Below are 18027 nucleotides of genomic sequence, written 5' to 3'. Positions count from 1 at the left end.
TGCGAATGCCTTTGTTTGCGTGCCATTGACCGAATATGTCGCAGCACCGCAAGCAGACACATTGTCGCACCCATTAAGCTGCGCAACGGATGAGCACCCGTAAAGGCATTGTCGGCAGCCCTGACAGTCGCTTTTGCAGATGCCCATTCATGGAAGGTGAATGTGACCTGAGTGTCTCGTCCAGCTTCACCCACCTGTCACCCTGTTTCCTCTGCCCGAGAATCAGGAGCAGGGCGATACAAACCCCGAAAGGGGTGTTGCACGCGACGCTTTCCATCAATAACAAGCTTAAGCGGAGTACCACAGATGGCGTTCTTCACCGCAGCCAGCAAAGCCGATTTTCAGCACCAACTGCAAGCGGCACTGGCGCAGCACATCAGTGAACAGGCACTGCCACAAGTGGCGCTGTTCGCTGAACAATTTTTCGGCATCATTTCTCTGGACGAGCTGACCCAGCGTCGCCTCTCCGACCTCGCTGGCTGTACTCTTTCCGCGTGGCGCCTGCTTGAGCGCTTCGATCACGCGCAACCGCAAGTACGCGTCTACAACCCTGATTACGAACGTCACGGCTGGCAGTCGACCCACACAGCGGTCGAAGTGCTGCACCACGACCTGCCATTCCTGGTCGACTCGGTCCGCACTGAACTGAACCGCCGCGGCTACAGCATCCATACCCTGCAAACCACCGTGCTGAGCGTGCGTCGTGGCAGCAAGGGCGAGTTGCTGGAAATCCTGCCAAAAGGCACCCAGGGCGACGACATTCTGCAAGAGTCGCTGATGTACCTGGAAATCGACCGTTGCGCCAACGCGGCCGAACTGAATGTGCTGAGCAAAGAGCTGGAGCAGGTGCTCGGTGAAGTCCGCGTCGCGGTCGCCGATTTCGAGCCGATGAAAGCCAAGGTGCAGGAAATCCTCACCAAGCTCGACAACAGCGCATTCGCCGTCGATGCCGACGAAAAGAACGAAATCAAAAGTTTCCTGGAATGGCTGGTGGGCAACCACTTCACCTTCCTCGGCTACGAAGAGTTCGTGGTGACCGATCAGGCCGATGGCGGCCACATCGAGTACGACCAGAACGCCTTCCTCGGCCTGACCAAACTGCTGCGCACCGGCCTGACCTACGATGACCTGCGCATCGAAGAATACGCCGTGAGCTACCTGCGTGAACCGACCCTGCTGTCGTTCGCCAAGGCTGCGCACCCAAGCCGTGTACACCGTCCGGCCTACCCGGACTACGTGTCGATCCGTGAAATCGACGCCGACGGCAAAGTCATCAAGGAACACCGTTTCATGGGCCTGTACACCTCCTCGGTGTATGGCGAGAGCGTGCGGGTCATCCCGTTCATCCGCCGCAAGGTCGAAGAAATCGAACACCGCTCAGGCTTCCAGTCCAAGGCTCACTTGGGCAAAGAACTGGCCCAGGTGCTCGAAGTGCTGCCGCGTGATGACCTGTTCCAGACCCCGGTCGATGAACTGTTCACCACCGTGATGTCGATCGTGCAGATTCAGGAGCGCAACAAGATTCGCGTGTTCCTGCGCAAAGACCCGTACGGTCGTTTCTGCTACTGCCTGGCCTACGTGCCGCGCGACATCTATTCCACCGAAGTTCGCCAGAAGATCCAGCAAGTGCTGATGGAGCGCCTGAAGGCTTCCGATTGCGAATTCTGGACATTCTTCTCCGAGTCCGTGCTGGCTCGTGTGCAGTTGATCCTGCGTGTCGATCCGAAGAACCGTCTCGACATCGACACCGTACTGCTGGAAAAAGAAGTGGTTCAGGCTTGCCGCAGCTGGCAGGACGACTACGCCGCACTGACCGTCGAAAGCTTCGGCGAAGCCCACGGCACCAACGTGCTGGCCGACTTCCCGAAAGGCTTCCCGGCCGGTTATCGCGAGCGTTTCGCGGCGCATTCGGCCGTGGTCGACATGCAGCACCTGCTGAGCCTGAACGAAAAAAATCCTCTGGTGATGAGCTTCTATCAGCCGCTGGGCCAGGTTTCTGGCCAGCGCGAGCTGCATTGCAAGCTGTATCACGCTGATACGCCGCTGGCGCTGTCCGACGTCCTGCCGATCCTGGAAAACCTGGGCCTGCGTGTGCTGGGTGAATTCCCGTATCGCCTGCGCCACACCAAGGGCCGCGAGTTCTGGATTCACGACTTCGCGTTCACCGCCGCTGAAGGCCTGGACCTCGACATCCAGCAACTCAACGACACCCTGCAGGACGCTTTCGTCCACATCGTTCGTGGCGACGCCGAGAACGATGCATTCAACCGTCTGGTGCTGACCGCCGGCCTGCCATGGCGCGACGTAGCGCTGCTGCGTGCCTATGCCCGTTACCTGAAGCAGATTCGTCTGGGCTTCGATCTGGGTTACATCGCCAGCACCCTGAACAACCACACCGACATCGCTCGCGAGCTGACCCGGTTGTTCAAGACCCGTTTCTACCTGGCCCGCAAGCTCGGCAGCGACGATCTGGAAGACAAGCAACAGCGCCTGGAACAAGCGATTCTGACTGCACTGGACGATGTTCAGGTACTCAACGAAGACCGCATTCTGCGTCGTTACCTGGACCTGATCAAAGCCACGCTGCGCACCAACTTCTATCAGACTGATGCCAACGGCCAGAACAAGTCGTACTTCAGCTTCAAGTTCAACCCGCATGCGATTCCAGAACTGCCGAAGCCAGTACCGAAGTTTGAAATCTTCGTTTACTCGCCACGCGTTGAAGGCGTTCACCTGCGCTTCGGTAACGTTGCTCGCGGTGGCCTGCGCTGGTCCGACCGTGAAGAAGACTTCCGTACCGAAGTCCTCGGCCTGGTAAAAGCCCAGCAAGTGAAGAACTCGGTCATCGTGCCGGTGGGTGCGAAGGGCGGCTTCCTGCCGCGTCGCTTGCCACTGGGCGGCAGCCGTGACGAGATCGCGGCCGAGGGCATCGCCTGCTACCGCATCTTCATTTCCGGTCTGCTGGACATCACCGACAACCTGAAAGACGGCGCACTGGTGCCGCCGGCCAACGTCGTGCGTCATGACGACGATGACCCGTACCTAGTGGTCGCGGCGGACAAGGGCACTGCTACCTTCTCCGACATCGCCAACGGTATCGCCATCGACTACGGCTTCTGGCTGGGTGACGCGTTCGCGTCCGGTGGTTCTGCCGGTTACGACCACAAGAAAATGGGCATCACCGCCAAAGGCGCGTGGGTGGGCGTACAACGTCACTTCCGCGAACGCGGCATCAATGTTCAGGAAGACAGCATCACTGTGGTGGGCGTCGGCGATATGGCCGGTGACGTGTTCGGTAACGGCTTGCTGATGTCAGACAAGCTGCAACTGGTTGCCGCGTTCAACCACCTGCACATCTTCATCGATCCGAACCCGAACCCGGCGACCAGCTTCGTCGAGCGTCAGCGTTTGTTCGATCTGCCGCGTTCGGCCTGGACCGACTACGACACCAGCATCATGTCCGAAGGTGGCGGTATCTTCTCGCGCAGTGCGAAGAGCATCGCGATTTCCCCGCAGATGCAAGAACGCTTCGACATCAAGGCTAACAAGCTGACCCCGACCGAACTGCTCAATGCCTTGCTCAAGGCGCCGGTAGACCTGTTGTGGAACGGCGGTATCGGCACTTACGTCAAGGCCAGCACCGAAAGCCACGCCGATGTCGGCGACAAGGCCAACGATGCGCTGCGCGTGAACGGCAACGAACTGCGCTGCAAAGTGGTGGGCGAGGGCGGTAACCTCGGCATGACCCAACTGGGTCGTGTGGAATTCGGCCTCAATGGCGGCGGTTCCAACACCGACTTCATCGACAACGCCGGTGGTGTGGACTGCTCCGACCACGAAGTGAACATCAAGATCCTGCTGAACGAAGTGGTTCAGGCCGGCGACATGACCGACAAACAACGCAACCTGTTGCTGGCGAGCATGACCGAAGAAGTCGGTGGTCTGGTGCTGGGCAACAACTACAAGCAGACTCAGGCCCTGTCCCTGGCGGCGCGTCGCGCCTACGCACGCATCGCTGAGTACAAGCGTCTGATGGGTGATCTGGAAGGCCGTGGCAAGCTGGACCGTGCCATCGAGTTCCTGCCGACCGAAGAACAGATCAACGAGCGAGTGGCAGCAGGCCATGGCCTGACCCGCCCCGAGCTGTCGGTGCTGATCTCGTACAGCAAGATCGACCTCAAGGAGCAGTTGCTGGGCTCTCAGGTGCCGGACGACGATTACCTGACCCGCGACATGGAAACGGCTTTCCCGCCGACGTTGGTCAGCAAGTTCTCCGAAGCCATGCGTCGTCACCGTCTCAAGCGTGAAATCGTCAGCACCCAGATCGCCAACGATCTGGTCAACCACATGGGCATCACCTTCGTTCAGCGACTCAAAGAGTCGACCGGGATGAGCCCGGCGAACGTGGCGGGCGCTTATGTGATTGTGCGTGACATCTTCCATCTCCCGCACTGGTTCCGTCAGATCGAAGCCCTGGACTACCAGGTTTCCGCTGATGTGCAATTGGAGTTGATGGACGAGCTGATGCGTCTGGGCCGTCGCGCTACGCGCTGGTTCCTGCGTGCCCGCCGCAACGAGCAGAACGCTGCCCGTGACGTCGCGCATTTCGGTCCTCACTTGAAAGAGCTGGGTCTCAAGCTCGATGAACTGCTGAGCGGCGAGATCCACGAAAACTGGCAGGCGCGTTATCAGGCTTACGTCGAAGCCGGTGTGCCGGAGTTGCTGGCGCGTATGGTGGCGGGCACCTCGCACCTGTACACCCTGCTGCCGATCATCGAAGCCTCCGACGTGACTGGCCAGAACCCGGCAGAAGTGGCCAAGGCCTACTTCGCCGTGGGCAGTGCGCTGGACATCACCTGGTACCTGCAACAGATCAGCGCGCTGCCGGTTGAAAACAACTGGCAGGCCCTGGCCCGTGAAGCGTTCCGCGATGACGTCGACTGGCAGCAACGTGCGATCACCATCTCCGTCCTGCAACAGGGCGACGGCACTCAGGACGTGGAAGCACGCCTGGCGCTGTGGATGGAACAGCACGAAAGCATGATCTCGCGCTGGCGCGCCATGCTGGTGGAAATCCGTGCTGCGAGCGGCACTGACTACGCCATGTATGCAGTGGCCAACCGTGAACTGCTTGACCTGGCGTTGAGCGGGCAAGCGGTTGTTATGCCGGCCACGACCAATGCCGAGCTTGAACTGGCTTAAGCAGACGTTGAATGAGAAAGCCCCGGTATCGTGAGATGCCGGGGCTTTTTTTATGTCTGCCGCTGTCGGCTATTTGTGATAGCGCAATACTGCGGCGATTCTGGAACCATTCGGCGATACGGCTCCGCCGGCAATAATGCGACCGTCTTTTTGCAGTGTCACAAGCCTGGCCGTTCCGCCGCTTGGGAGAAACCTGATGCCGCCTTCGCCAAAATCAGTATCGAGACTTCCATCCGATTTGTAGCGTCCCAGCATGCCGGCGCCTGCAACAAAGCGTGTGCCTGCCAAAACCATGTTCCCGTTATTTTGGAGAGCGCCTGCTATCCACTCGTCATCAAGTCCCGCGGGCGTTAGCACCGGATGACCGTGGTTGAATGTTGTGTCGACATGGCCATCCTTGCTCAGTCTGGTCAGGAAACCTCGTGTGGGCGGGATATCAGAGCCCAGGTGAGGTGGGGTGGTTCTTCCTATTGCCCATATCTGCTGACCTGACCCCTGTTGCAAATCCCATATTTCCGAGCCCACATCGACCGGCTCTTCGAGGAGCGCATATCCGTCTTTGCCGAATGTACGGTCGAGCGTTCCGTTCAAGTCGTATCCTGCCAGCAGTCCAAAGTGAAGATCGTTTTTACGCACAGAGGCACCGATGATAAGTCGTTCTCCCTGGATGGCGCTCCGCAAACTTGGGTATAGGTCTCGGCCCTCATAAGAGACCTCAACATAACCTGTGTTGTTGAATGTCTTATCCAGAGTTCCATTTTCTTCAAGTCGTATTAGATGAAGATTAGAGGCATTTCTGTCAAAACGGATAAGAAACAGAATCTTGCCGTCACTGAGGAGTGTGCATGAGCACGATTGCGAGCTTGAGCTATCAGATCGGATAGGCTCGGTTGAGAGGCGTTTTAATCCCGGGGGAGGAGGCACCAAAAGTTTACCCCCGTCACCAAACGTCTCGTCCAACTTGCCGTCTGGGGTGAAGCGAGCCAAACCCGCTGAGAAAGCCGCCTCACCGATGATCAGACACCGACCTTGCAGATCGACATTTACCGTCAATGCTTGTGAATGATAGCCATTACTGAAGTTTCCGGTGACATATCCGGTGCCACCAAAGTTTGGATCAAATCGTCCATCGGGTGTGAGGCGGGCAACATAGAATTTATTGTCCAGAGTTCTTCCCGCTGCGTAGATGTTGTCATTCGTATCTGTGGCTAGTGCAAAAAGATAGTCTACGCCGTTAAAAATTGCGGCGCCGTTGTCACCGAATGTTTGATCAAGGTCTCCTGCTCTGTATTCTTCAGTCTTCATTGTCTGCTCCCTGAGTCTAGGCCCCGTGGGACAACAGTCAATTTCACGGGGCGGCATATGCATTACGAGGTGTGGAGGCAGGGCCGTCTACTGTAAATCCTGACAGTAGACAGACGCTTGAAAGAGTGGTGAGAAAAATTTTGTAGACGAGCGGGGTAAGTCAGGAGGCTGTACCTTTTGATTTTTAAGATCAAATTAAAAAAATCACAGCGTTCGGCAACGGCTATAGCGATTGGGTATCTGATATCAATACAGTTGATGTGCTTGTTTGTTATGGAGTATCGATACATTGTCTGTCGATCTGTTCAATACATTACTGAACGACTGGTCAGATTTCTTCAGTGCCCTTACTTGCAGATCCTGTTGCTGATTAATATCCGCCACCATCGCCTCTGACCGTTTGAAGTGCGCCGAGATCGGCGCCAGTTCTTTAGCCTCCAAACCGTTCGCTGTACCGATATCGTTGAACTTCGCACTGTAGAGAAGCGTTGACCCCTTCCACTGCCATATCCGGTTTTGACGTCGCGGCGCAGGCGTCACGGATCGGCTGCACCAGCAGACTCTGGTCGAAACCGGTGCCGGCGTTGGCCTGATAGTCGCGCAGATATTCGCGGTTGGTCTGGGTGCCAGGGCTTTAGACGATTTCAAGCGAGACGCCGGGGCCAATTTTCGCTTGGATGGCGCTGCTACGGCCGGTCGGATGGGGAAACAGGGTATCAAGAGATGAGACCGTTTTCGGCGCGCTCGGTACTGGCCAGGCGGACAAGATTAAAACCGATATCGCCGGCGTACTGGTCAACGCAAACTTCATGGTGTGTCTCCCGTGACTTAACTTTAGTCGGAAAGTCAGGGTTGCCGGGCGCTTTGTTGTAGGGGGCGGCAGTTAACTCAGAATAAACCAGGGAAGCTGTAAATAAGCTGACAGTTTTTCGAGTTGTCAGATGCCCTGGTTTTATTGGCTTTAACACGATGCTGTTAATTGTGCCGGTAAATAAATAGGCCCAAATCAGTGATTTGAGCCTTTTTATTTATGTTTGATCAAACACCCATCAGTTTTGCAGCGGGACCAACACTTGTTCGTTCGGAGCCAGCACCATGAACACCAGCAACTTGGCCGGTTTGGTGGTACTGGCGTTTTTCGACACCAGATGTTCGGAACCGGCGGGTTCGTACCAGAACTGACCTTTCTTGTAGGTGATTGCCTGTTCGCCCTTGACCTGGGAAATCACTTCGCCTTCCAGCACATAGGCCATGGCGGTGCCGTCGTGTTTGTGGGCAATCGAGGATTGGCCGGGCTTGTAGTCGACTTCGATCATCATGGCTTTTTTACCCGGTGCGTTTTTCAGCATCTGGTCTTGCAGCACAGTGACTTTCTCGGACGGGTCATGGGCCAAGGCCGAGGCGGAAATCGTCAAGGCGAGGGCGGCGGCGAAGAAGTGCAGGGCTTTCATGGCGGATCACCTGTTGAAGTGGGGATGTCGGTGATCACAGTAGTCCGCGGGGTCGCGCATTCAAACGGCCAATATTCAGGAAGATCGGGTGACCAATACCGTGGCATTCCAGAAAAAATCGGTGTGCAGCAAACGCCTTCGCGAGCAAGCCCGTTCACACAGTGGGTCGCATTCCGTTGTGGGGGCGGGTTTGCTCGCGAAGGCGTCGGGTCAAACGATAGGGAAACTGTTGAAATCCACACTGTTGGCCAAGCGGCTGTCGATCAGGTCAATAAAACCCTGCGCCTCGGGCCGGTTGAAATGCGCCTGCATCGCCGCTTCCGACTGCCAGTGAGCACTGACCATCCAGCGGTGATTGTCCTCGGGGCAGCGGTCGACCAGGTAGGAATCGCAGCCCGGCGTTTCGCGCAGGGTGTCTACGATCTTCTGCAGTTGCCTGCCCAGTTCGTCCGAGCGGCCGGCGGCAGCTTTCACCTGTACCGTATTGATCACTTCGTTGGACATTGCTCACACTCCTGAATCAGGCCGGACGAATCCTGCTCATTGAGGGATAACGCCTGTGCAGAATAGGCCTGCACCCCCCGGATCACCAATAACCAATCGGCGGTTAATCCGTTAGGCCAATCACTCAGGCGACTTGCTGGAGTATGTCGCGTAGGCGATCGAGGGCGATATCGATGTCCAGGGTTTCAATGGCGCCGAAGCCGAAGTACAAGCCATTTTTTGGCGGTTGCTGATAATAGAAACCGTTGATTGAGTACAGGCCCACTTCAACTTTTTTCGCCAGTTCGATCACCAACGGCAAGTCGATCGGCACCTTGCAGAACACCGCCATGTGGAAGCCTGCGCTGGCCGGCACCACGTCCAGCCATGGCGCGAGGTCGGTGGCCATGCGCGCCAGAATCCGCTCGCGGCGCTGGGCGTAAACGGCGTGGCAGCGGCGAATATGCTTGAGCAGACAGCCCTCGGCGATGAACTTGGCCAGCGCCCATTGCGGCAGGGTCGAGACATGCAGATCGGTGAGCTGCTTGGCGCGGATCACCGCTTCGAGAATCGCTGGCGGCAGGATCCCATAGCCCAGTCGCAGTTCGGGCAGCAGGGTTTTGGAGAAGGTCCCGACATAGGCGACGATGCCGCGTTGGTCGAGGTTGAACAGCGAATCAGTGGGCCGGCCTTCGTAGCGGAATTCGCTGTCATAGTCGTCCTCGATGATGATTGCGCCCAGTTCATGGGCGCGGGCCAGCAAGGCTTCGCGGCGCGCCTGGCTCATCGGCATGCCCAGCGGGAACTGGTGCGACGGCGTGACATAGATCAGCCGCGTGCCTTCAGGAATGTGTTCAACCTGAATCCCTTCGGCATCCACCGGAATTGCGACCACCTCGGCACCATGGGTGGCGAACAGCAGGCGTGCCGGCGGGTAACCCGGATCCTCCATCGCCACCCGATTGCCCGGGCGTATCAGTACGCGCGTGATCAGATCCAGCGCCTGTTGCGCGCCGTTGCACACCACAACGTCTTCGTCCTGACAGTTGACCCCGCGAGAAAACGCGATATGCCGGGCAATCGCATTGCGCAGCGCCGGCAGGCCTTCGGGCAGGCTGTAAAACCCCTTGGATTGCCCCATCTGCCGCATCGCGTGGGCAACGCAGCGGCGCCAGTCGTCCTGCGGGAATTGGCCCTTGCTGGTGGCGCCGCCGATAAAGTCGTAACGCAGCGAGCCCTCCAGGGTCGGATGGCGCAGGAACACTGGCAGGTTGCGCCAGCTCTCGATGACCTCGGAACTGGCCAGTTCAGTGTGGCTTTGCTTGCGCTGAATCGAAGCCGGGCGGGCATTGACGTAGGTGCCTTTGCCGATCACGCCGGTGAGGAAGTTTTCGTAGGTCAACTGCGCGTAGGTGTCGGAAATGGTCTTGCGCGAGATCCCCAGTTGCTCGGCCAACAAGCGGCTGGGCGGCAATTGTGTGCCAGCGGCCAGACGCCCGGATTCGATGGCACCACGCAGTTGCTGATACAACTGACCGGCCAGATCCTTGCGGCCGTTGATCACAACGTGAAGTTCCATACCGACGAGGCTCCCGAGGCTATTTGGCGTGCCCGTCAGATTACCGCTGTTGTGTGATCGGCAATAGTTGCGCACCCCAAAAAACCGAAATTGGCCACCGTCCTACTGTGGGCTTGCTCCCACAAGGGAGATTTGTGTGTGGCCGGGATTTCAGTGGTGTAGCGATATTCCGTGGAATTGGGGCTGTAACGCCGGCAGCTCTGCGCTTACCGTGAACTCATCATTCCGCTTCCCGAGACCTGCCATGTCCCCGCGCCTGGACTACTACAACGCTTCGCCCAAGGCGATGAAAGCGATGATTGCCATGGAGGCACTGACCAGTGGCTTGAGCATCGAGCAGCCGCTGCTGCAACTGATCAGGATCCGCGCCTCTCAGCTCAATGGCTGCGCGTTCTGCACCGACATGCATTCGGTAGACGCGCGGCGGGCCGGGGAGAGTGATCGGCGCTTGTATGCGATTGCGGTGTGGCGCGACAGCAACTTCTTCAATCCCCGCGAGCGTGCGGCGCTGGGGTGGGCCGAGGCGGTGACGCTGCTGGCCGAAAGTCATGTGCCCGATGACGTCTATCAGCAGGCGCGCGAGCAGTTCAGCGAAGGGGAAATGGTCGACCTGACCATGGCCGTCACCACCATCAACAGCTGGAATCGCCTGGCCGTGAGCTTTCGCCAGACCCCACGCGACTGAAGATCAAAAGATCGCAGCCTTTGATGTTTCCCTAATTCGGTGGCCGCTGCGGTTTCACCGATGTGCCAAAGGTATTGCCCATCCGCGTACTGGTGCCGGCGGGCGTCGCCAATCCCATCTGATTGGGCGGGCGCTTATTCACCGGCACATTCAGCGCCTCACGGTTTTTCTCGGCGGCCGCTGCGCCTTCAGGGTTGTTGCCCATCTGCTGGGTCAGGCAATCGTAATTCGGTGCCTTGTAGCCGCCGACCGTCACCTCTACGCAGCCCAGCGGTTGCTCGGCATGGGCGTTGACCAATGCGCTCAGCAACAGCCCGCCAAGGGTGATCCTCCAGAGTGTTTTCATGCCTGCCTCCTGGCCAGCCCGAAGGGGCTGCTCTAGGGCTTGAGTCTAGTGCAAGGCCGATACAAAACCCGTGATGGTTTTTTTGCATCGCCCGTCACACCAGATTCATAAACAGCCCTCAGGATGACGAATTTCAGGGATACGTCAGCCGTGCAGCGAGGCAGTTCCAGGGGCGGTCTTCAGCGTTCAACGACTCTTGTTCGCCGGCTGGGTCTGGGGGTGTTGCTTGCCTGGCTGACGGGCACTGCGACAGCGGACCCGGTGCCGGCGGACTTGCGCATGACGCTGCACATTCCGGCGCAGGATCTGGCCCGGGCACTGGATCAATACAGCCATGCCACGGGCGTTGCAGTGCTGGTCGACAGCCAGTTGAGTCGCGGCAGACGTTCGCTGGCGGTGGAGGGTGAGTACACCGCCGCTGATGCCTTGCGTCGTTTGCTCGGCGGCAGCGGCTTGATGGCGCGCTATGCGCGTGATGATGCGTTCACCTTGCAAGTGGCACAGGTCGAGGACGTGCCATCGACCGGGGGCAAGTCATCGCCAGCCAGCATCGCGGTGAACCGCAGTTACGCCACGGCGGTACAAGCGGCGATTGAGCGCAACCTGTGCCGTTCACCGTTGACCCGACCGGGCAGTTATCGCGCGGTGTTGCAGGTCTGGGTCGGGCGCGATGGCCGGGTGCAACACAACCGGTTGGTCACCTCCACCGGTGATGTACAGCGCGATACCGCGTTGGTAGAGAGTTTTCGCAGTCTCAGGATCGACCGGCCGACGCCCAGTGCCTTGCGTCAGCCGGTCACGTTGCTGTTGTTACCGCAGTCGTCAGGGAAACGCATGGAATGCACCAAATGGGAAGGAGTTTCCGGGGGATGAAAGACACCGGACAAGGTTCGATGGTCCAACTGTTCCTGACCTCTTACGAGGATTTTCGGGTGCGCCTGCGTCGGCGTTTGGGCTCAGAGGATCTGGCTAACGACGTGCTGCACGAAACTTACCTGCGGGTCGACCGGATGGAGACGCCGCCGAACCTCTTGCGGCCCAACGCCTACCTCTATCGCATGGCCCTGAACATCGCTGCGGACCGGCGCCAGGCCGACGCGCGTTTGCTCACCGGAAGCGAAGTCGAAGAGTTGCTGCAAATCGGCGACGAGGCGCTCGATCCGGCACGGGTGGTGGGCGGGCAAAAGGAAATCCAGTCACTGCTCAGCGCGTTGTACGAACTGCCGGCGCGGCGCCGCAAGATCTTCATTGCCGCGCGCCTGGAGGAGGCTCCCCACCTGGAAATTTCCCAGCGTTTCGGCATTTCCACGCGCATGGTCGAGAAGGAAATCAAAGCCGCACTGGGGCATTGCGCCGCAAAACTGCAAAGAAAAGTGTTTCAGCGGTTCGGTCGCGGGGCCGGAAAACCGTCTTGAGAGAGAAGCTGGGTAAAAAGTCCCGATTAATCCGTTGAGAATCTGCGAGTTTTGAACATCTTCCGACTGACACCTGCCGAGCCGACGGCCGCCGAGCGTCTACAAAGCGAAGCCCGTGACTGGCTGATTCTGTTGACCTCTGGTCGCGCCACCGTCGCCGACGCCCGGGCGTTGCGTGAGTGGTGCGCGCAGAGTCCCGAACATGCGCGTGCCTTCGAGGAAACCAAAGCGCTTTGGCACCTGTTGCAACCGGCGGCGGAGGGTTTGCAGGCGCCGCGAGGGTTTGGCCGGCGTGCCTTTCTGGGGGGCGCAATCGCCGCGTCGGCGGCGTTTTTGCTGGTGCGTGGGACGATTCCTGGAGGGTTCGAAGGGCTGGGCGCCGATTACATCACCGAGGTCGGCCAGCAGCGGCGAGTGGAGCCTGCGGATGGCGTGAGCCTGGAACTCAACACGCAGACCCGCATCAATCAGCGTTCTGTGGATGACGGCGTACAAGGTTTTGAACTGGTCAGCGGCGAAGTCGAAGTGCAGACCGCGCGGTTGCCGCTGGCGATGCAGGCGGGAGGCGGGTGGTTGCGGGCCAGTCAGGCGCGATTCAATTTGCGTAATACCGATCAGCAGGTGTGTGTGACTTGCCTTGATGGTGCTGTGGAGGTGGACGTTGAAGGGCGCAGTTTGCGTCTGGAGCCGGGGCAGCAAGTGACTTATGACGCGCGGCAAGTTGGCGCGGTACAGAACGTTGACACGGCGGCGGTGATGAATTGGCGGCAGCAGGTGTTGGTGTTTAATGGGGCGACGTTGAGTCAGATGATTGATGAGATTAATCGCTATCGGCCGGGGATGCTTTTGCTGCTCAACCGTGAGCTTGGGCAGCGTCGGGTGCAGGCGCGGTTTAGTCTTGATCAACTGGCGGGTGTGGCGTTGTTGATTCGCGATGCCTATGGCGTCAAATGCACTGAGTTGCCTGGGGGGGTCGTCGTTCTCAGCTAGTGGGGGGGGCGGGTACATATCCGTTGCTGCGGTAACGGCGGCTTAGGGTTCCGCCCTGACGGCGGGTCACTTTTGACAAACGCCTCAAAAGTAACCAAAAAGGCTTTGCCCTGACGTTCGGCCCTCGCTGTGGCTCGGGTTCCTTCGCTCCGGGTTTGATCCGGGCGCATCGCCTCCGGTTTGCTTCGCTGCACCTCCTCTCGATGTGTTCGACTTCGTCGAACGGTCGCTGCGCTCCCAACCTCGGATCAATCCCTCCACTCAGCCTGCCGACGGGCGCTTTAAGATCAAAAGCGGTACTCGAGCTAACGCTCATTGTGTTGAGTGGGGCGGCATGCGCCGCGTGCGGGGTGTACTCAATTCCTTGTGGGAGCAAGCCTGTCAGCGATGGCGGCCTGACAGCCGACCAATTTGTAACTGACCTCACCCAATCCCACTGTGGAAGCGGGCTTGCTCGCGAAGACGGCCTGCCAGCCAATCAATCCCTAACTGCCTGCACCCAATCCAACGGTAGGAGCCAGCCTGCTGGCGATAACACCCTGCCAGCCAACCAATCACCAACTGACCCCACCCAATACCCCTGTGGGAGCGGGCTTGCTCGCGAAGGCGGCCTGCCAGCCAACCAATCCCTAACTGCCTGCACCCAATCCAACGGTAGGAGCCAGCCTGCCGGCGATAACAACCTGCCAGCCAACCAATCACCAACGACCCCACCCAATCCCCCTGTGGGAGCGGGCTTGCTCGCGAAGACGGCCTGCCAGCCAACCAATCCCTAACTGCCTGCACCCAATCCAATTGTGGGAGCTGGCTTGCCAGCGATGGCAGCCTGAAAACCGCCCATTCTCTAACTGCCTGCACCCAATCCAACTGTAGGAGCTGCCGAAGGCTCGGGCCGCGTTCGGACGATCTTTTGATTTTCAAGAGCAGATCAAAAGATCGCAGCCTTCGGCAACTCCTACAGAGATCTCCGACGGTAAGGGGGATATCTGCATAGCAGGCACGTGTCAGTCCAACGGCCCAATCACCTGCCGATATTTCTCCACCCCCTGCGGCGTCTGCCGAGTCAACCGAATCTCCAGCCCTTGCGGATCCTCGCGCCGATTACCACTCAACTGCCGCCAGCCCTTATCCGTTTCCCAAACCCGAATCTGTGCATCACTAACATCCTTCAACACAGCAACCCCATCAGTAGGCGCCGGCAACGGATACCGACTCCGCGCCGCCGCTACCGCCCGATACAACGTATCCCCCTTGACCCACCACCGCACCCGCTGCAACGCCCCCGGCTGATCCGCCGCCGTGCGAATGATGTCCAGGCGAAAGCCCTTGCTATCACTGCTGCGCACAGTAATCGCAGGCGGGGCGCTAGGCGGCTCATCATCCACACCAACTTTCTTCGGTTCAGTCAACTCAATCCCCGCACGCATATCGACATCCCGCTGCAACTGATTCAACGCCCGCAACAAACTGTCACTCTGCTCACTGCTGGCCTGCAAATGGCTGTCAGCCCGAGTCACGCTGTCGAGCCCACGCCAGGCAATCAAACTCACCACCGCCATCAGCAGAATCGCGACCATCACCTCGATCAGGGTAAAACCTTGTTGGTCTTTCATTGCACGCTGATCCGGCCGGCGCCATCGCGCAGCACGCTCAGGCGATTGAAACCATCAGACAAGGTCAATTGCAGCGGCGGGTTGATCCATTCGGCGTTGAGCACGACTTTCTGTTTCGGCTCCACGCGAACCTCCACCTTCGGGCTCTGCCATGGCCGTGGGCGCAATTGCGGGTCCTGGCTGAAATGCTCGAAACCCTTGCCGCTGTCACTGCGCCGACTAAACCGAAACCCCTTGGCATCACTCACCCACACAATCGGCCGGCCATCCGCCCGCGCTTCGGCCTGCGCCACTTGCAGCAACTGCGCCACACGCTCGGCATCCTTGCGCAGCAATTGCAACGGATCGGGCTTGATACTCAGGCTGATCGCCGCACTGGCGATACCGATGATCACCAGCACCACCATCAACTCGATCAGGGTAAAGCCCTGTTGCCTGTTCATCGATTGCGCGCTCCTTTGCGTTGAGGATCATCCTGCACGGCCAACATGTAAGGCGTGTGAAATAAAACCGTGAGAATTGCCGCGTAGTCTGTGGGCAGGGACTAAAAGGAGATTCAGCCCATGACGTTCACCGCACGCTTTTCCCCACCGCAAATGGTTCAGGCCGTGGCGCTGCTCGCCGCGCTGGTCGGCGTGGCGACGTGGTCGTCGCTGCTACTGACCTCCGCCGAATCCCACACCCCGCCGGCAGCCCCGCAATTGCTCGCGTCACGCAGTGATAGCCCGGCGTTGCAGTGGTTTTCCAATCAAACGGCGCCGGTGGATATCAAGGTGAGTGGGGTGATGGCGAGTAGTCGGGGGGCGGTGGCGATACTGAGCCTGAACGATGGGCCGCCGCGTAGTTTTTTGCAGGGGGAGAAGGTGGGGCCTGGGGTGAAGTTGTTGGCGGTGGAGGGGGATGGGGTGGTGATTGAGCAGGGTGGGGAGAGGGTGCGATTAGCATTGGACAAACTCCCCGAGACTCCCATTCTGCCTAGTCTCATCCGACCTTGAGGTTGGAGAATCTTTTATCTCGGATGAGAATTGAGTGAGTGATTATTTTTAATAAGGCGGTAAAAATGACAATTCTTGTATTCCGAAAAATTTGGCTTCCAAGGACTAAAAGTCTTCTCGGTATTTCTCGCAAGCCAAATCGTCGGCCCATAATTTGTAAATACAGCTCAATTCCTCAGTGGAAATTAGATCGTAGTTGCTTTTTTCTTGCGCTTCTAAAAGTTTTTCAAGAATAATTTTCCTAGCGCTTAGTCTGAATGGTCCTAAACCTTTTCCTCCATTTCTTCGTATGTTGCATCTGAAGCTAGGCAGGTCTCTCACATCTAACAACCATTGCCTAAAATCATATAAGGGTCTAAGTGCATAAAATCCATTGTCTATCATGTTTTTTGTTGCTTTGTCTTTTCGTATTACCGTGCATGTCCAACAACCGAAGCGACCTTTACTGCAAGGGTTTGAATCTGGCATTCTAATTATAGGGCATTCGCCTGAGATGAGCTTGTAGATAGTAGATAGTTGGTGGATGTTAATTGACTTTATTTCATTAAGCTCATAAAGAGCCTCCCAAACATCGTCTGTGCTAAAGTCGGCAATAGGGCAAAATAATATTGTGTTTTTGTGCCCTGTCTGATTGAAAAAATATTCAGTGTCTGTTGCGTGACGCTCAAGGGTCCTGGTTCTTTCTTCGCTTTCTTCGTAGCGTGTTCCCAAGACTACTATGCAGTTCGAATTACCCACGCTTTCTTTGATGGCTACTTGAATCGGATCTATTCGCAAGCGGTCAGTACACCACCTGAATTTATTAGATGGTGGGGGATATCCTCTTCCTATCACCTTCACAAAAAAATGATTGCTTAGAGGTGGTCTGACAGCTTTTACAGAAATTTCGATTCCCAGAGAAATACCCTCTGTTTGAATGGCTTCAAGGCTTTCTTTTATATAATTTCTTAATACCGGAATTTCAACACCGGTGTCGCAGTAAAAAACCTGCACTGGTCTTCTTAGTTCTTTAGGTATAAGCGAAATGGCTTTTAATATAATTTTTATTATTAGAGAGGAATCCTTTCCTCCGCTGTATCCGATAATCCAAGGTTTATCGTTTGAGAGAAAAAAATTCTTGGTTAGTATTAAAGCTGAATTTAGTTTTTTCATATCAAATAAACAATCCCATAACTTTGGTCTGTAATTCATTTTTTTTATTTTGTGTGATGTAGTCTAGTTGTTCGTTGCTTAGTATTATATGTGACTCAAGAGCTTTTGAATGCACCGATACCCATGAAATTATTGCCATTGCTCCTATTGCTAGTCCGGAGAATAAAAAGAGTGCGTTTATGTCGTAAAAGTATGAAAGGAATAGATAAAGTAGTGAGAAGAATGACCCGATTAAAGCTATGTCAGCTGAGGATGACAATACAAGTCCGTTTTCTCTTACTAGCTTCGCTTTCTCTTTTAAACTCTCCTCCGTATCCGTGAAGTAGTAAAAAATGTTCATGAGTTTTTTGGATTTTTTAATTTCCTCTATTTTTGTGGGCGTCTGCGATGCTGTGAGGCCTTCTTGAAGGAGTTTGTTTTTGATGTTGTTATCTATTTCATCTAGGGATTTTTTTAGTATTAATTTTCTAAGGCTGTAGGTGTTAAACAAGGTTCCAATAACAAATGTCAGTACGGCTCCGTAACTTTCTATTGGGAATTTCAGGGCTGAGTCGGTTTCAATGATTTTTGGGGAAAAATATATGTATATAGGCATCATAAAAAATACGAAAGTTGTTCCTGGAATGATGACTCTCATGCGCTTTAATGTTGATAAATCCACTATCGTTCTTCCTTTAAGGGGTTTCGTATAAATGAATCGTTATAGTTGAATAATTTTTTGAAGAATTTATTGGCGGGAAATGTGGCGTATTCATTGTCTGGGTATAAGCCAGTCCCTTTTTTTATAGTCGCCACCATGTACTTATTGCCT

The 18027-nt window shown here is 56.5% G+C and carries 15 protein-coding genes and 1 pseudogene; 6 read left to right on the top strand and 10 right to left on the bottom strand.

Annotated elements, in window-relative coordinates:
• Window positions 1–306: 306 nt before the first annotated feature.
• Window positions 307–5202, top strand: coding sequence for an NAD-glutamate dehydrogenase (locus K5E40_RS28260; protein ID WP_221733540.1), 4896 nt, complete (start codon window positions 307–309; stop codon window positions 5200–5202).
• A gap of 69 nt (window positions 5203–5271) precedes the next feature.
• On the opposite strand, the gene K5E40_RS28255 is transcribed toward K5E40_RS28260, so the two are convergent.
• From K5E40_RS28255 to K5E40_RS28235, 5 genes and pseudogenes are all read right to left on the bottom strand, one after another.
• A complete protein-coding gene (locus tag K5E40_RS28255) occupies window positions 5272–6507 on the bottom strand; it encodes a delta-60 repeat domain-containing protein (RefSeq protein WP_221733539.1) in 1236 nt (411 codons plus the stop codon).
• 246 nt (window positions 6508–6753) lie between these two features.
• A pseudogene (locus tag K5E40_RS28250) lies at window positions 6754–7318 on the bottom strand (ATPase).
• A 238-nt stretch (window positions 7319–7556) separates the two neighbouring features.
• Window positions 7557–7958, bottom strand: a complete 402-nt coding sequence (locus K5E40_RS28245) for a cupin domain-containing protein (protein ID WP_221733538.1) — start codon at window positions 7956–7958, stop codon at window positions 7557–7559.
• 210 nt (window positions 7959–8168) lie between these two features.
• Window positions 8169–8462 (bottom strand): putative quinol monooxygenase, encoded by a 294-nt coding sequence (locus tag K5E40_RS28240; RefSeq protein ID WP_221733537.1) that lies wholly within the window; start codon window positions 8460–8462, stop codon window positions 8169–8171.
• Between the two features lie 124 nt (window positions 8463–8586).
• Window positions 8587–10020 (bottom strand): PLP-dependent aminotransferase family protein, encoded by a 1434-nt coding sequence (locus K5E40_RS28235; RefSeq protein ID WP_221733536.1) that lies wholly within the window; start codon window positions 10018–10020, stop codon window positions 8587–8589.
• Between the two features lie 244 nt (window positions 10021–10264).
• Here K5E40_RS28235 and K5E40_RS28230 point away from each other — a divergent pair, with 244 nt between their 5' ends.
• Complete coding sequence (locus K5E40_RS28230) at window positions 10265–10705, top strand: carboxymuconolactone decarboxylase family protein (protein WP_221733535.1); 441 nt, start codon at window positions 10265–10267, stop codon at window positions 10703–10705.
• Between the two features lie 31 nt (window positions 10706–10736).
• Here the strand turns inward: K5E40_RS28230 and K5E40_RS28225 are convergent, their stop codons facing one another.
• The gene (locus K5E40_RS28225) at window positions 10737–11051 is read right to left on the bottom strand and encodes a hypothetical protein (protein WP_221733534.1); all 315 of its coding nucleotides are present in this window, start codon (window positions 11049–11051) and stop codon (window positions 10737–10739) included.
• A gap of 150 nt (window positions 11052–11201) precedes the next feature.
• Here K5E40_RS28225 and K5E40_RS28220 point away from each other — a divergent pair, with 150 nt between their 5' ends.
• Genes K5E40_RS28220 through K5E40_RS28210 form a run of 3 tightly spaced genes read left to right on the top strand, consistent with a single transcriptional unit; the run spans window position 11202 to window position 13456 of the window.
• Entirely contained in the window at window positions 11202–11924 is a 723-nt protein-coding gene (locus tag K5E40_RS28220) for a secretin and TonB N-terminal domain-containing protein (RefSeq protein WP_221733533.1), read from the top strand.
• Window positions 11921–12466, top strand: a complete 546-nt coding sequence (locus K5E40_RS28215; protein ID WP_221733532.1) for an RNA polymerase sigma factor — start codon at window positions 11921–11923, stop codon at window positions 12464–12466. Before K5E40_RS28220 ends, K5E40_RS28215 begins: the two co-directional genes overlap by 4 nt.
• A gap of 51 nt (window positions 12467–12517) precedes the next feature.
• A complete protein-coding gene (locus K5E40_RS28210; RefSeq protein WP_221733531.1) occupies window positions 12518–13456 on the top strand; it encodes a FecR family protein in 939 nt (312 codons plus the stop codon).
• A 1004-nt stretch (window positions 13457–14460) separates the two neighbouring features.
• On the opposite strand, the gene K5E40_RS28205 is transcribed toward K5E40_RS28210, so the two are convergent.
• Complete coding sequence (locus K5E40_RS28205) at window positions 14461–15069, bottom strand: prepilin-type N-terminal cleavage/methylation domain-containing protein (protein ID WP_221733530.1); 609 nt, start codon at window positions 15067–15069, stop codon at window positions 14461–14463.
• Window positions 15066–15512: a type II secretion system minor pseudopilin GspH gene (gspH, locus tag K5E40_RS28200; protein WP_221733529.1), complete on the bottom strand. Its 447-nt coding sequence runs from the start codon at window positions 15510–15512 to the stop codon at window positions 15066–15068. Before gspH ends, K5E40_RS28205 begins: the two co-directional genes overlap by 4 nt.
• Before the next feature lie 120 nt (window positions 15513–15632).
• Here gspH and K5E40_RS28195 point away from each other — a divergent pair, with 120 nt between their 5' ends.
• Complete coding sequence (locus K5E40_RS28195; RefSeq protein ID WP_221733528.1) at window positions 15633–16064, top strand: type II secretion system protein N; 432 nt, start codon at window positions 15633–15635, stop codon at window positions 16062–16064.
• Between the two features lie 105 nt (window positions 16065–16169).
• Here K5E40_RS28195 and K5E40_RS28190 read toward each other — a convergent pair whose 3' ends face one another.
• Together K5E40_RS28190 and K5E40_RS28185 are read right to left on the bottom strand one after the other, a co-directional pair.
• The gene (locus tag K5E40_RS28190; protein ID WP_221733527.1) at window positions 16170–17216 is read right to left on the bottom strand and encodes a phosphoadenosine phosphosulfate reductase family protein; all 1047 of its coding nucleotides are present in this window, start codon (window positions 17214–17216) and stop codon (window positions 16170–16172) included.
• A 1-nt stretch (window position 17217) separates the two neighbouring features.
• The gene (locus K5E40_RS28185; protein WP_221733526.1) at window positions 17218–17877 is read right to left on the bottom strand and encodes a hypothetical protein; all 660 of its coding nucleotides are present in this window, start codon (window positions 17875–17877) and stop codon (window positions 17218–17220) included.
• Window positions 17878–18027: the final 150 nt, after the last annotated feature.

The organism is Pseudomonas baetica (assembly GCF_019733355.1).
GTDB lineage: Bacteria > Pseudomonadota > Gammaproteobacteria > Pseudomonadales > Pseudomonadaceae > Aquipseudomonas > Aquipseudomonas baetica_A.
This window is presented reverse-complemented; position numbering and strand designations above follow the sequence as displayed.